The following is a 13,893-nucleotide window of genomic DNA, read 5'->3' on the forward strand; positions in this document are numbered from 1 at the left end:
ATACGCAATGTCACAACAAGTTACTCAGTTGAACCCAACACAGCAAACCACTCAATCTGCATTTTTGGCAACCACAGTCATCACAGCGCAGTGCCATGCCATTTTAAACACACAATTTACGCCACCTACGGTAAAACCAGATTGGTTTGATGACCTGAGTAAAAAATTAGACTCAGCCAAATTGGTTGCTAAGCAATGGATTGACGATTTGGGACCACAAGTATCAGCATCGATTCCCTCCAGCGTAATTAATTTTGACGCCACTTTCCAAGCATCAATCGATGCCATTCATGAGTTATATAAAGCGGATCCAACAGCAAGTGGCAAAGACAATACGACGGTTCAGCAAGCTTCACAGATTATGACCGCCCTATCTTCTCAAGTCAGCGGTATCGAAGCCACAGTCAAAGGGATGAATAAGGAACTCTCTGATTGGGGGGTGAAAATGCAAGCAGCACATGATGACTTAGTCAATGGTGCGACCAATATTCAAAAAACAATTATCGATTTACAAACAGATATTGAAAGTATGAATAACGCAATAGACAACAATCGTGCAGCCATTGAGAAACTGAATAAAGATCTAGTCTATGCACAAGTTGCGGTTGGTGTTGGCATCTTTATGCTCGTCGCAGGCGTTGCGCTTACCATCGCAACCGCTGGTACCGCAGCTGTAGTCTCCGGCGGTATCGCAGCCGTTGGCGCGGCATCGATTATTGCTGGTGGTGTTACGTGGGGCGTATTACAAAATCAAATTGATGATGACTACGACAGCATCGCGCAAGAACAAAAGCAAAAAGCTGAAGATCAACAACAGATTATCGCTTTACAGGGGCTTTCCAATGCCAGTAGCGCCGTCGTTTCAGCGATTGAAACATCGACATCAGTATTATCTGATTTTGAAACGACGTGGACTGTCTTTGGTAACGAGTTAGATGATGTAGTAACCAAGCTTAATAATGGTGCATCCATGCAGAGCATTATTATGGAAAAAGTGATGTCTGACGCAGCGAAAAACGAATGGGATGATGCGGTTGAACTTGCTAAACAGCTAGCTAGCGCAAAAATAGCTATCGAAACGAAAGAGTTAGCACCTGCAGTAAAACAAGCAGCTTAAACATTACTAAAGGGGGTTACGCCCCCTTTTATTCTTTTTCGAGGACCATCATGAATCAATCAGCCAGCGAGCAACTTCAAACCGACATTCCTGCATCTATTAGCGCTATGGTGTTACTAAATTCTGCATGCCAAGGCGTTGTTGAAACTTATATTGATCAAGGCAATGCAGAACATTGGTATGCTCAGGTAGAACAAAATTTAAATGCGGTGCAAAAACTGGTACGACAATGGCGTTTGAGTGGTAATTTATATTTTTCAAATGACATTATGGACAGTGTTCTTTCCATTGCGAATACATTCAAAGATTCTAATGTTCAAATTTTAACGTTATTCAAAGCACTAGAAACCCGTTTTGATACCGCCCAACTACAGCAGCTCACTTCATTAATCTTAACATTACAAAATCCGATTCAAAGTCTTACATCAAATATAAAACGTTATGATGAGGGATTGAATGCTTGGGCTCGCCAAGTGGAAGATGCTCATAACACATTGCAACAAACTATTGCACAGATCCAGCAAGAAGAAGTTTCCATCCAAGCAGAAATTATCGCCACTAACGCCCAAATTGATCTAATGAAACAGCAGATAGCAGCATTTAAAACCGCCATTGCGAATGCTCAATCGCAGCGTAAGAAAGGGATATTTGAAACGATTTTTGGCGTGGTGCTTGCTCCGTTTACACTGGGAGGTTCTTTGATATTGGCAGGGTTTGGTGTTAGCTCTATTGTAGAAGCACAAAGTGAAATATCTAGCCTGCAAAGCGATATCCAATCATCTTTAAATACCATCAACCACGATCAACAAACGCTCTCTCAAGATCAACAACAAATCGCGTCTCTCAATGCCCTATTGCTAAGTGTCGATCAAGTTAACAACGATTGTGCGGCGATCAGCCGATCCTTAGATACACTACAAACCACAGTGCTCAGTTTATACAATGAAACCAACAACGTCGTTTCTAACCTTACCAAAGCACAAGATTCACAAGCGGTCATTCTGGAGCAAGTTTGGTACCAATCAGCTTACAATGAGTGGCAAGATATTCTGGAGGTAGCATCAACGCTCAATAATGCACAACCTCAAATAACAAAAGCTCAAATCAAGTAATTGATTTGGCTCCAGTGACGGAGCCAATGGCTGATTTAATTGAGCAAGTTATAAAGCAATGCCGATACCGCCAATAACCCTATTGCCATGACAAAGGGTGTACTCACCTGCTGTTGATACTTCGCCAGCGATGGCACTTTGAATACAGCAATCATCGGCATAATAAACAGAATCATAGCGATCACGGGGCCTGAAAACGCTTCCATCATTCCCAGAATGCTGGGGTTGAGTATCGCGACAATCCAAATAGTGACAAACAAAATCGCAATGGTGAGTCGCCCAGCAAGACGCAGTGACAGGCCAAAGTTTTTACACAACAGCCCTGTCAGGCTTTCTCGCGCACCAAGGAAATGCCCTAAAAAGGAAGAGGTAATGGCAATAAACGCCACTAAAGGGCCTAGAGTGGCGATGAAGGGATTATCTGTGACATTGGCAAGGTAAGTCAGCACTGAAATATTTTGCACTTTTGCTTCTTGCAATGCCTCTGGTGATAAAGCCAATACGCAAGAGAACACGAACAACAAGACAAACAGAATCAATACAAGACTGGTGTAACGCAGAATCTGCTCTGATTTTTTATCCGCTAGCGCGCCATAATGACGACGTTGAACATTGGCAAAACTTGAGATCGCCGCTGCGTGGCTAAAAGAAAACACCACGACAGGAATGGCTAACCACACTGTGTGTAAGAAATCACTCGTTTGCGGCAAGACTAATGACGGCACTGACCAATACGGGATCAAATAGAGCGAGAGAAATAATAAAATAGCCGCCAATGGATAAACCATAACAGCAAAAGCGCGCAACATGATCTTCTCACCACCCAGCATAATGGCAATTAACGCAAAGACTAAGCCACCAGAAAGTAGCACCCGAGGGGGAGCGACCATCTGCGCTTGATTAACCAAAAAGCTATCAACCGTGTTAGTTAGACCGACACCGTAAATCAGTAAGATTGGGAAAATAGAGAGGAAATACAGCAAAGAGATCAAGCGACCAGCCCTTTGGCCAAAGTGTTCTTCAACAACGTCGGTAAAATCGGCATTAGGACGGCGCGATGAGAGAACAAAACGAGCAAGACCACGATGAGAGAGATAAGTCATCGGAAAAGCGAGTAAGACCATTAACACTAATGGCCAGAAACCACCTAACCCAATGTTGATTGGCAAAAATAGAATGCCAGCCCCAACGGCCGTACCAAATAAACTGAGTAGCCAATAGGTGTCGTGTTTAGTCCAATTGGAAATCTGAACATGACTAAAATGAGCCATTTCCTTAGTGTCTTTCACTGCTTTTTCACTTATATAAAAATAATAATGTCGCGAATCCTACTCCTATTAATCATTATGATCATTTTGAGACCTTGGTCATAATCACTATAATCAAGGGGCTTGGCTTGGATTGAAAACCATGGAAACACCAAATTAACAGCATATTAAACTGGTTTTATGTTATTTTATTGAAACTAAAAACCAAATTTTAAGATTTTTCAGTAAATGTAATTAGCTGACGATTTATCCAGCACTGTCACGCACAGCAAACAAAAATGAAGGACATTTGTCCTCCCTAATCGGTAGGCGATCATGGTTTTATACAATTATTTTTCAAAAAGAGGCACACAGATAGACACTGTAGGTATGCGGGGCCAGAAGATAAATAGGAATCGATTTATAGGTTTACAGTGTAAATGGCCCTAAATAGGGCCAATTGAGTCTATCTCTGAGCTGTGATATTTATGAATTAACGGCTTTGATAAGGATAGAAGTATCCATTCTTCCCTCACCTTGCTCAGACAAGGCTTGGTAAGCATGATAAGTTTTTTCTGTCATCGGCAATTTTAGATCGTTTCGTTGCGCTTCATCCAAACAAAAGCCCAAGTCTTTGATCATCCAATCAATGGCAAAGCCGTAATCAAACTTACCTATTGACATATTCACAGCGCGGTTTTCCATCTGCCATGAACCTGCGGCTCCATTTTTCAAACAATCAACCAAAACGCCAATATCTAACCCTGACTTTTCCGCTAAGATCAATCCTTCCGACAGGCCATTTAATACGCCAGCAATGCAAATTTGATTGACCATTTTTGCGCGTTGTCCTTGCCCTGCTTTCCCCATCAGCACCGATGACTTGCCATAAGCACGAAATACGGGTTGCAGCTGCTCAAACAGTTCGGCATCTCCACCACACATAATGGTTAGCACACCATTTTCAGCCCCTGCTTGGCCACCAGAAACAGGAGCATCCATAAAGCGAATGCCCGCTTTATGAGCCGCAGACGCCAGCTCTTCGGCTAACAGTGCCGATGTGGTGGTGTGATCAACCAAAATTGCGCCGCGTTTCATCGCCCTTATCGCGCCGCCGTCACTGGTCGTCATGCTACGGACATCATCATCATTGCCAACGCAGGTTAAAACCACATCGGCATCTTGCACGCACTCTGCGACTGTTTGCGCTGCATGCCCATGATGCTGCTGTGCCCACTGCTGCGCTTTAGCTTGAGTGCGGTTGTAGACGCTAACATCAAATCCTGCGTTTTTTAGATGTCCAGCCATAGGGTATCCCATAACCCCTAATCCAATAAAACTGACTTTCATTAACTTCTCCTTTTATTATTACCCAGCAGCCCAAACGGACGAACACACGTAACTGAGTGTGGGCTGTATGTATCCTTGCGTCATTCTCTATGAATAAGACCACGGTTAGCAATGCACAGATAAAAAAAAGCCGAGTCAATCACTCGGCTTCTCATTAATTCGCTCTATTACAGCTCAGCGTTATGGTAAACCTGCTGAACATCATCACAGTCATCTAGCATGTCGAGGAATTTCTGGAATTTCTCCGCCTCTTCGCCCGTAACCGGTGTGTGTGTTTGTGGAACGAATGTGATTTCTTCCACATCGATAGTCAAATCAGGGAACTGATTATTTAGCGATGTTTTCACTTTGAAGAATTCAGTGTTAGGTGCAAATACAGTGATCACACCATCTTCCAGTTCAACATCCGTCACATCGACATCATCCATCATCAGTGCTTCAAGGATAGAATCTTCATCATCCCCTTTGAACTGAAATACCGCTTGGTGATCAAACATGTGTGATACGGTACCTGGAGTACCAATTTTCGCACCCGTTTTAACAAAGCATTGACGCACATCTTGGAACGTACGGTTGCCGTTATCTGTTAAGCAGTCAACGATAACACTTGCGCCGCCAGGGCCAAAACCTTCGTAACGAGCAGGTTGGTAGTCTTCACCACCACCACCACTGGCTTTATCTAGCGCTTTATCAATAACGTGGCCTGGAACTTGGTCTTTCTTCGCTTTTGTGATCAGGTGGCGCAAAGACAAGTTCATGTCTGGGTCCGAACCACCATTTTTCGCACACATGTAAATTTCTTTACCGTATTTGGAATAGACTTTAATTTTTGCGCCTTGAGTTTTCGCCATTGAGGCTTTGCGCACTTCAAAACTTCTTCCCATAGGGATGATCTCTCTAATTCAATTTAACGCGAGGGATTTTAGCAAAAAGTGGGATCATTTCAATTTTCCACTTAGCAAAGACATGAATGCTACGCAACACCCATCACTCTTTTGTATTTGTTCACCGATTGTAAAAACCACTCTTTTTCGGCCTCACTGGCAATTTTAGACTGCTGCTGAGTGATCGCTTCAGGCCCTGCTTTTCCTTGCTTGAGTTTCCAAACAAGAAAGGAAGCTTGTTTATCGAGCTCTACTTTGTTTTTCTCTTCAGCGGCAAGTAAAGATAGGTTGAAGGACATGAGTTAGCCTAGATCGGTAAATACGTGGCACGAAATATAGCATAGGACATAGGAAAATTAAGAGCATAAATGTGCAATTTATCGGTATGAAATCAAGAAAATTGGAAAATATAAAGGGTGGCTATGCGCCACCCTTAGGGGATTAATGGTGAGAACTCGTCAGTGAAGTATGCCTAGCTCCTTCGCTTCTTCAATGGTTAAACCACTTTCTCGAATCTCTCTTAATGCTTCAATACGACGGCGAGCTTCGGCTGATTTAAGGTTTTTAACTGGTTTTTGAGTTTCTACTTCTTCCGTGAAGTCCCACTTATTTGCAATATCAGTCATTTCGTCATGGTCAATAGAATTTATGGACATTGTTACCTCCGAACAAACCACGTAAGGGACATGTAATCTGTAGCAAACGACATTTGATTTGTTAAGCATATTTCGTCCATATTGTGATTTTGGCGATGGTTTAGAAACCTTATTTTTAAAACTATTAATATTACTTTGCCAACCTTGCTAGACGAGGCTAAATTTAAATATTGCATGCATGAATTCAAGCGTTTTAGCGCTCATTTTATTCTGTTGCATACTATCGAAATCCCCTATCCCACGCTCTTTCAATGTGCTGATTTTTAGCACATGGTTCCCCATTTCTGTTTGGCAAATAAGCTTTAAATGCACCAGACTGTAGTTAATGCATTTAAAGTTGTAGGTAAGACGGGATGTGTAAGCTTCACGACTGGTTAACCGAGATCCATCAATGGCATCTGAACAAGCGCTATGATCAGGTGGCTCAATTACAACCTCTGATCCTTAATGCTCCACAAGAGATCTGGGGGCCGGATCTAAGTGATGATCAAAGTAAAGCAATTGCTTGTTGGCTTGATGCTTGCCTGCGCCAATATGAGTACTACAAGCTCATTGACGGTGAGCTTGCCTTCCAATATCTGCAGCTTGCTTACGCTCGTTTTCAGCGTTGCGTCTCGGAGCCGAGTAGTGAAATTGAGTTAAAATCTTGGTGTATAAAACGGATGCAGCAGTTGATGGTACTGAGTTTGGAGCATCTCAATCAACAGCACGTTGATGAGGCCTTATCCCGAAGTTTAATTGATGCTCATGTTCGATTTCTTGCATACTACGCGTGGAACGATGATCAAGGTATAAAGCGAGGGTATTAATTGATTGCAGGGATCACAGGGATCAACAGATAAAAAAATAGCGAGTTATATAACTCGCTAAAAACATATATGAGCCAATCTATTAATTCATCAGATAGGACAAAAGGTTGTCTATTCGTTTTCTATACTAACGAACCTTCTAAAACAAAATGTCAGCTACATGTCAAGGTTGTGTTGTAAATTGGTTTTAAATACCTTTTAAATACCAATAGCGACTTCATCAAGTGCCCGGAATACGGATTCATCTAAATGCCCCTCGTACACTTGCTTGCACACTTTGCGGCGTACCGCGAGACCCGAGATCAAACGTTCGATCGATAAATGTTTATTCTCGTTTTTCGTGTTATAGAGCTCGATCAATTTACTTAACGTCTCATAAGAGATCGCCTCATTTCCAACCCTCAGCCAATCCAGCTTATCAATCAGCTCTGTACACTCTTCCTTGATAGAGGATGGTGGATGTCCAGTCATTGCTGATAACGCCGTTATACTGCGTTCTAGGGCCTCTGGAGAGGTATATTTAGATAAGGTAATCGTAATTTCATCGGCATTGATCTCTACTAGGTGTTTGCGCTGCTTGACTCTTCGTCCTAGCTTACCCTTTGGAGACGGTGCTTTACGTTGAATCGGTTCAAATTCACCATCAATGATCTCAGAAAGTTCTTCTAATTTTTGCTTAGAAACCATCTCATTGCGCAGTGGGTTAGGCAACGTTGGAGCCATGTTGCGTTTACCTGCATTGGTGGTACGAGCGCGCGAGTAGCGCAGGACTTCTTCCACATCGCACTTAATGTCGACTTGGTAATCCATCACTTTTTCTTTATCCACCAGTGTGGTGACCGTCAAATGATAGCCCCAAAGATTCACGACAAATAACGAATCGCTGCCCTTTCCTTCCGATAATCGTTTTAGCTCACGGACAAGATCCATCGAAAAACGACGCCATTCGATATTACGGGCCAACTTTTGGTTCAATTCACTCAGTAGCATGCTGTCGGTATGGCGACGCGACATGCGACTGCGAAAATAGGAGTAGAGTTGGAAGACCAACGTATGCTGCTTTAGGATCTCTGGTGGAAACAAGAAAAAGTAATCGCGAGTGAGTAACTCTTCGTAGAATGAAGGCTCCCACACCAAAATGTACAAATTAGGTTTGATCCTAATTTCACCATCAGCCCCTTCCGTTGGCGCTTCTTCAGAAGCGGTGATCGTTCTTGCTAGGAACCGAAAACGATCACTCTTAAATCCTTCTGGCATATTTTCACTCAGCCAACGGCCGGTTAACTCATGCAGTTGGAAGTCTGTAAATTCAATCCGATCAATACTATCGCGAATAGAATCTCTTGCTGGGCCACTATCTTTTTTACCGCGAAGCGACAAAATGTCAGTAATGTACAATGGGGTTTTATTCGGTGTGTGTTTGGTATTAAGTTGGTAATCTTCTTGGTGATGATCGTGGTATTGCACCGTTAAGGTGAACAGTGCAAACAGGGTCATTAGATCATCCACTGTCATGATATTTTTGGAAGAACGAGTTTCAATGATCGCACGGGTACCAGAAATCGATACCATTGATTTCTGGTAGCTTTTACGAGTTCTCGGTGGAGCTAATGCTTGATCAATGATCCCAGCCCAATTGGTGGGTGAAACCACAAACTGATCCGCTTCGTCTTTCATCGCTGGTGGAATATTTAGCCCATGTTCTGTCAACAAACGCTTATTGACCTGAGTTTGAGCCAGCGCTTTTGAACGCTTGCGTTTTTCTGTCTGTTTTACTGATTCAGTTACCAGACTGGTTGAACCAAGCACAGAGATGAGCTTATTTGGGTTAACAAATTTATGCAGCATTGTCTTGCCAGCTAAACCTTCTTCAAATCTCACCGGGATCTGTTTAAATAAACCAATACTTACTGCAGCACGCAGCCGTTGCTGAATAGCCGCTCTGGTCAATTGGCCATCGGTTGCTTCAATTAACTCTGTTGTTGAGACTAACCCATCTTGGCTGCGGAAACCTCTTAATGAGATCAGGTTAAGAAGTTCAACGATACTTTTGGTAACACCTTTAAAATGTTGGTATTGATCAACCCAATCAACAGCAGTTTCTGAAACTTCAAAAAGATGCCCATCTTTGTGGCTCCTTGGTGCTTTGATCAATATTTTTTCGTCTGCGTTCATTATTAGATCCGTATCACACTAGCCGTAATATCGCTATAGTTCCAATAGAATAAAGAAAAAGAGATCATAAATAAAGAAAAACTTATTGCTTTTAAATAACTGATCTTTTTGATTATTCTGATCTATATTGCTTATATGATCTAATGATCAGGCCTTAATGAGCAGCCTAATTGATTGTTTTATAGGGATAAAAAAAAATCCCCTTCAGAAGCATGATCATAGAAAACTGAAAACATGATCATTGTAGAGAAGAAAGCATGATCAATCACATTCCGAACGATGATCATCAGACGACTGAATCAATGATCAAACACTTTCTTAAAGCATGATCATGGCTCATGCACAACTTATCCACATGATGAGTTGAAGTGATTATTTTATTTGAGCTAGATGAAGAATATGGGCTTGGTTTTTCTTTGGAAAGATGATCAAGGAAGTGCATTAAATGTTCTTTCAAAGTCGATTTTGGCATAAACACGAATTGAAATGACAAATAACTCTTCTAACGGCTTCTATTATAAGGAGTGAGAGTGTGTCGAAAGCATGATCAAGAGCGTATTGAAGAAGGTTTTGTTATTTGGTGTGTTTTAAATTTTACTTGTTATGTACTAGGTATCTTGCTCAGCCCCTACTCCATCTGCAATCACCCGTAATTATGCGCTATTTTTACATGCTTCCGAGCTTAAATCACACTTGATCATTGATCCGATGAAGATCCATTTGTTTTCTGATTATTTGCTGATAAGGAAGGCGCTAATTCCTCTTGATCATTGTTCCTGTGGCGAGGGATCTCTTCGGACGCATGATCATCATGTTAGCCTTGATCATGCGTCCTGGTACCCTGACGAAAAGGATAAGTTTCCCCTGCCCTGTCGCTCTAGTTATTATTATTCATGTTCTGCGATTATTTAATTGATCTGCAGGGGGAACATCATTCCAAATGACACATACCGTAAATTATGCTGCTTCTCTAATCGTTCCGGGTATTTTAAGCTCATTTACAATGTAAATAAGTTACGTTGTAATATTTTTAATGTTCAAATAAATAATGGACTAAGTTGCCCATTATTTAAGGAAAAATGATGACCATAATGAGGTCAATTCATTAAATTCCGATATATTTTTCTATTTATTGTGATATTAATCTAAAAGTGAATGTTCACCTTTTTGTTGAGTATTAAATTGTTTGCTGTACAATCTGCGTTAGGTACTTATTATGGAATTTGGCAATGAAAAGAGAACAAACCATAGCGAATCTCTACCAGCTCGCCGAGCAAACTCAACAGGTGCAAGCTGACCGAATTGAAATTGTTTTAGAAGAACGTAGTGATGACCATTTCCCAGCGATGTCAAAAGCGCTAATGGAAACTCGTTCAGGCTTAACACGCCGTAAGCTAGATGATGCCATTTCCAAAATGGAACAAGCTGGCCATCAATTTACTAAAAACAATGCAAATCACTATTCAATTTCTTTAGCGGAAGCCCACATGCTCATGGATGCCGCTGGTGTGCCTAAGTTCCACCAAAGGAAAAAGCATGGTGATCATAAGCCTTGGGTCATCAATGTTCAGAACCAAAAGGGGGGGACAGGTAAATCAATGACGGCTGTCCATCTAGCCGCGTGCCTCGCCCTGAATTTGGATCAGCGTTACCGTATCTGCTTGATTGACTTAGATCCGCAAGGTTCATTACGGTTATTTCTCAACCCGCAAATAAGTTTATCAGAGCACAGTAATATCTATTCTGCCGTTGATATTATGTTAGACAACGTGCCTGAAGACACTGAAGTGGACAAGGCGTTCTTACATAAGAACGTGATGTTGCCAACCCAATATCCCAATTTAAAAACCATCTCTGCATTTCCTGAAGATGCAATGTTTAACGCAGAAGCGTGGCAGTATCTTTCGCAAAACCAATCGCTTGATATTGTTCGACTGCTGAAAGAGAAACTTATCGATAAGATTGGCGATGATTTTGACATCATTATGATTGATACTGGCCCACACGTTGATCCATTGGTATGGAATGCAATGTACGCTTCCAATGCATTACTGATCCCGTGCGCAGCTAAGCGATTAGATTGGGCGTCAACCGTCAATTTCTTTCAACACCTTCCTACGGTTTATGAAATGTTTCCAGAAGATTGGAAAGGGTTAGAATTTGTACGTTTGATGCCGACGATGTTTGAAGATGATAATAAAAAGCAAGTCTCGGTATTAACGGAAATGAATTACCTGTTGGGTGATCAAGTCATGATGGCGACGATTCCGCGTAGCCGAGCATTTGAAACCTGTGCTGACACCTACAGCACTGTTTTTGATCTCACCACCAGCGATTTTGAAGGTGGTAAAAAGACGCTAGCGACTGCGCAAGACGCTGTGCAAAAAAGTGCACTGGAGCTTGAGAGAGTGCTTCACAGTCATTGGTCATCACTAAATCAGGGGTAAGTAAAACATGGCAATTAAAACGTCTGAACTAAATGCGAAACTGTTTGGTAAAGCGAATAAGCGACGTGCAACCACCCCGCAAGAAGCCCAAACGGCAGCGAAAGAACAAGCGCAAATCATCGAATTGGCGGTTGCGGGAGAAGAGTTAGTCACTTTCGAACTGGTCAGGATTCCCGCAGATCAAGTAGCGGAAAAGACGATTGTTTTTACGCAGAATGCGCGTGAACAAGCTTTTCTGAATGAGCATGCTCTATCTGATGTATTGAGTACATTACGCGAGCGTGGTCAGCAATATCCTGCGGTTGGTCGTAAAACCGCTGGGGGAAAAATTGAAGTCCTTGATGGCAGCCGTCGTCGAATGTCTTGTATCTTGGCGGGTAAAGAATTTTTGGTTTATGTCGCTGAAGACATAAACTCGGAACATGCGAAGTTTCTTTCGGATGTGGCAAACGCGCACAAGCCGCTTTCTCTTTATGAGAAGGGTAAAGAGATGCAAGCGAAGCTGGATAACGGTGAAGCGGAAGACCAAAAAGCTTTAGCCAAGATATTTCAGTGCAGTGAGGCCCTAGTAAGTGGTGCTCTAAAAGCAGCGGCTTTGCCACTTGAGCTGTTGCAAGCTTATCCAAATGTGGTTGAATTAGGTCGTCCAACCATAGTTAAATTGCATAAACAATTTAATGAACTCGATGCAAAGCAACAAGCAAATTTGTTGGAAAAGTGTCAATCTGAAGATGGATTTGTTTGGCAGCGTAGTAGCGTACAAGGTGTTGCCCGATTGACGAAAGAAGTCACAGAGACAATTGAGTCTTGGATACAAGAGTTGTTGCCACCTAAACGCACTGAGCATGTAAAAATTGATCTGATCAAAGGTCGCGCAAGTTACAGTCGTAAAGGCAGTAATTTAGCGCTTAATTTGAAAAAGGTGGATGATGCTACGGTGCAAGAAATATTAGATTTTATCCAATCTAAGCTTGATTAAGCATCCATCATGTAAAGAATAAAAAACCCGCCACGGCGGGTTTTTTAGTAACTAAGTCTATTCAGTTCGAATCTATTGATTTCTTAAACGCTGCCAGTATTTTTCGTAGATAGCGAGCGCTTCAGGCCCAACATCATTAATGAATTCCCCTTTAGCCATATCTTCATCGGCTGGAAAAATCGTTGGATTGTCGCGAAGTTCTGCTGGAAGCAACGCTCGGCCACTTTTTGTTGCCGATGCATAACCTAAGCTATTCACAATCTCAGCTTGGTTCTCTGCTTGATACATGAAGTTGATGAATTTATGCGCCAACGCTTTGTTGTTGCTGCCTGATGGAATAGTAAAGTTATCCATCCACAAGACTGCGCCTTCTTCCGGCATTACAAATTTTAGCTCTGGCATCTCAACTTGGCCTTGGTAGGCATTCCCGTTCCATTGCATCCCTAACGCTGCTTCACCTGAGACATAAGGCACATGTGGCGCATCAGAGTTATACAACAGTACATTATCTTTTAATGCGACCAATGATTGGTAGGCTTTTTCAATCTCTTTTTCATTTTTTGTATTAATACTGAAGCCATTTAAGATCAGCGCCATACCAAAGACATCGCGAATATCGTCAATCAACATCACTTGTTGGCTATATTTCTTATCCCACAAATCAGCCCAGCGAGAGACACCTTCTGGTACTAATGCTTCGTTATAGCTGAGGCCAGTGATCCCCCAAATATAGGGCAGGGAATAACTATTTTTGGGATCGTGTGCTTGGCCGAGTAGTGAAGGCATGGCATCTTTCATGTTCGGGATTTGTGCATGATCCAGCTCGGTTAGTAACCCTTCACGTCCCATTTTTTCAATGAAATACGCTGAGGCAAAAACCACATCATAACCGCCACCTTTGAGCAACTTGAGCTTGGTATACATTGACTCGTTATTTTCAAAGGTCGAATAGTTAATCGTTACCCCTTCCTGCTGCTCAAACTGCTTGAGGGATTTTTCTGGAAGATATCCTCCCCATGCATAAACGTTGAGTGTTTTGTTGTCTGCGCTTACGTGTGAAGAAGTTAGAGCTGCTGCCAAAACCAATCCTTTGATGAAAGTTTTCATTGCATTTGAA

At 42.1% G+C, this 13,893-nt stretch carries 12 protein-coding genes; 5 read left to right on the plus strand and 7 right to left on the minus strand.

What is annotated here, in order from left to right; genetic code table 11:
* The first annotated feature begins 7 nt into the window (after positions 1 to 7).
* Together makA and makE are read left to right on the plus strand one after the other, a co-directional pair.
* Positions 8 to 1,117: a cytotoxin MakA gene (gene makA, locus DD616_RS03670; protein WP_017049338.1), complete on the plus strand. Its 1,110-nt coding sequence runs from the start codon at positions 8 to 10 to the stop codon at positions 1,115 to 1,117.
* Between the two features lie 50 nt (positions 1,118 to 1,167).
* Complete coding sequence (gene makE / locus DD616_RS03675) at positions 1,168 to 2,229, plus strand: alpha-pore-forming cytotoxin subunit MakE (protein WP_001076381.1); 1,062 nt, start codon at positions 1,168 to 1,170, stop codon at positions 2,227 to 2,229.
* Positions 2,230 to 2,264: 35 nt separating this feature from the next.
* Here the strand turns inward: makE and DD616_RS03680 are convergent, their stop codons facing one another.
* The 5 genes from DD616_RS03680 to DD616_RS03700 all read right to left on the minus strand — a co-directional run bounded on the left by DD616_RS03680 (position 2,265) and on the right by DD616_RS03700 (position 6,366).
* Complete coding sequence (locus tag DD616_RS03680) at positions 2,265 to 3,500, minus strand: aromatic amino acid transport family protein (RefSeq protein ID WP_237293019.1); 1,236 nt, start codon at positions 3,498 to 3,500, stop codon at positions 2,265 to 2,267.
* 462 nt (positions 3,501 to 3,962) lie between these two features.
* Positions 3,963 to 4,826 carry an NAD(P)-dependent oxidoreductase gene (locus DD616_RS03685; RefSeq protein ID WP_208871477.1) on the minus strand — a complete coding sequence of 288 codons (864 nt, stop codon included), beginning with the start codon at positions 4,824 to 4,826 and terminating at the stop codon, positions 3,963 to 3,965.
* A gap of 167 nt (positions 4,827 to 4,993) precedes the next feature.
* Entirely contained in the window at positions 4,994 to 5,710 is a 717-nt protein-coding gene (locus DD616_RS03690; RefSeq protein ID WP_017044945.1) for a YebC/PmpR family DNA-binding transcriptional regulator, read from the minus strand.
* Positions 5,711 to 5,799: 89 nt separating this feature from the next.
* Positions 5,800 to 6,009, minus strand: a complete 210-nt coding sequence (locus DD616_RS03695; protein WP_017046863.1) for a DUF3283 family protein — start codon at positions 6,007 to 6,009, stop codon at positions 5,800 to 5,802.
* 159 nt (positions 6,010 to 6,168) lie between these two features.
* Positions 6,169 to 6,366, minus strand: coding sequence for a PA3496 family putative envelope integrity protein (locus DD616_RS03700; RefSeq protein ID WP_017043498.1), 198 nt, complete (start codon positions 6,364 to 6,366; stop codon positions 6,169 to 6,171).
* 353 nt (positions 6,367 to 6,719) lie between these two features.
* Here DD616_RS03700 and DD616_RS03705 point away from each other — a divergent pair, with 353 nt between their 5' ends.
* A complete protein-coding gene (locus tag DD616_RS03705; RefSeq protein ID WP_094128629.1) occupies positions 6,720 to 7,175 on the plus strand; it encodes a transcriptional regulator in 456 nt (151 codons plus the stop codon).
* Positions 7,176 to 7,373: 198 nt separating this feature from the next.
* On the opposite strand, the gene DD616_RS03710 is transcribed toward DD616_RS03705, so the two are convergent.
* On the minus strand, positions 7,374 to 9,350 hold the full coding sequence (locus DD616_RS03710; protein ID WP_017043500.1) for a replication initiator protein RctB domain-containing protein: 1,977 nt from the start codon (positions 9,348 to 9,350) through the stop codon (positions 7,374 to 7,376).
* Positions 9,351 to 10,579: 1,229 nt separating this feature from the next.
* On the opposite strand from DD616_RS03710, the gene DD616_RS03715 reads away from it, so the two are divergent.
* Both DD616_RS03715 and DD616_RS03720 read left to right on the plus strand, forming a co-directional pair.
* Positions 10,580 to 11,797, plus strand: a complete 1,218-nt coding sequence (locus tag DD616_RS03715; protein WP_026027506.1) for a ParA family protein — start codon at positions 10,580 to 10,582, stop codon at positions 11,795 to 11,797.
* Positions 11,798 to 11,804: 7 nt separating this feature from the next.
* Positions 11,805 to 12,776, plus strand: a complete 972-nt coding sequence (locus DD616_RS03720; protein WP_208871478.1) for a ParB/RepB/Spo0J family partition protein — start codon at positions 11,805 to 11,807, stop codon at positions 12,774 to 12,776.
* Positions 12,777 to 12,848: 72 nt separating this feature from the next.
* On the opposite strand, the gene DD616_RS03725 is transcribed toward DD616_RS03720, so the two are convergent.
* Positions 12,849 to 13,883 (minus strand): ABC transporter substrate-binding protein, encoded by a 1,035-nt coding sequence (locus DD616_RS03725; protein WP_017044942.1) that lies wholly within the window; start codon positions 13,881 to 13,883, stop codon positions 12,849 to 12,851.
* Positions 13,884 to 13,893: the final 10 nt, after the last annotated feature.

The sequence above is a fragment of the Vibrio anguillarum genome (assembly GCF_003390515.1).
GTDB lineage: Bacteria > Pseudomonadota > Gammaproteobacteria > Enterobacterales > Vibrionaceae > Vibrio > Vibrio anguillarum.

Coding starts and splice junctions, on each gene's coding strand:
- makA (WP_017049338.1), top strand. CDS start 8: ATGTCACAACAAGTTACTCAGTTGAACCCAACACAGCAAACCACTCAA.
- makE (WP_001076381.1), top strand. CDS start 1,168: ATGAATCAATCAGCCAGCGAGCAACTTCAAACCGACATTCCTGCATCT.
- DD616_RS03680 (WP_237293019.1), bottom strand. CDS start 3,500: ATGGCTCATTTTAGTCATGTTCAGATTTCCAATTGGACTAAACACGAC.
- DD616_RS03685 (WP_208871477.1), bottom strand. CDS start 4,826: ATGAAAGTCAGTTTTATTGGATTAGGGGTTATGGGATACCCTATGGCT.
- DD616_RS03690 (WP_017044945.1), bottom strand. CDS start 5,710: ATGGGAAGAAGTTTTGAAGTGCGCAAAGCCTCAATGGCGAAAACTCAA.
- DD616_RS03695 (WP_017046863.1), bottom strand. CDS start 6,009: ATGTCCTTCAACCTATCTTTACTTGCCGCTGAAGAGAAAAACAAAGTA.
- DD616_RS03700 (WP_017043498.1), bottom strand. CDS start 6,366: ATGTCCATAAATTCTATTGACCATGACGAAATGACTGATATTGCAAAT.
- DD616_RS03705 (WP_094128629.1), top strand. CDS start 6,720: ATGTGTAAGCTTCACGACTGGTTAACCGAGATCCATCAATGGCATCTG.
- DD616_RS03710 (WP_017043500.1), bottom strand. CDS start 9,350: ATGAACGCAGACGAAAAAATATTGATCAAAGCACCAAGGAGCCACAAA.
- DD616_RS03715 (WP_026027506.1), top strand. CDS start 10,580: ATGAAAAGAGAACAAACCATAGCGAATCTCTACCAGCTCGCCGAGCAA.
- DD616_RS03720 (WP_208871478.1), top strand. CDS start 11,805: ATGGCAATTAAAACGTCTGAACTAAATGCGAAACTGTTTGGTAAAGCG.
- DD616_RS03725 (WP_017044942.1), bottom strand. CDS start 13,883: ATGAAAACTTTCATCAAAGGATTGGTTTTGGCAGCAGCTCTAACTTCT.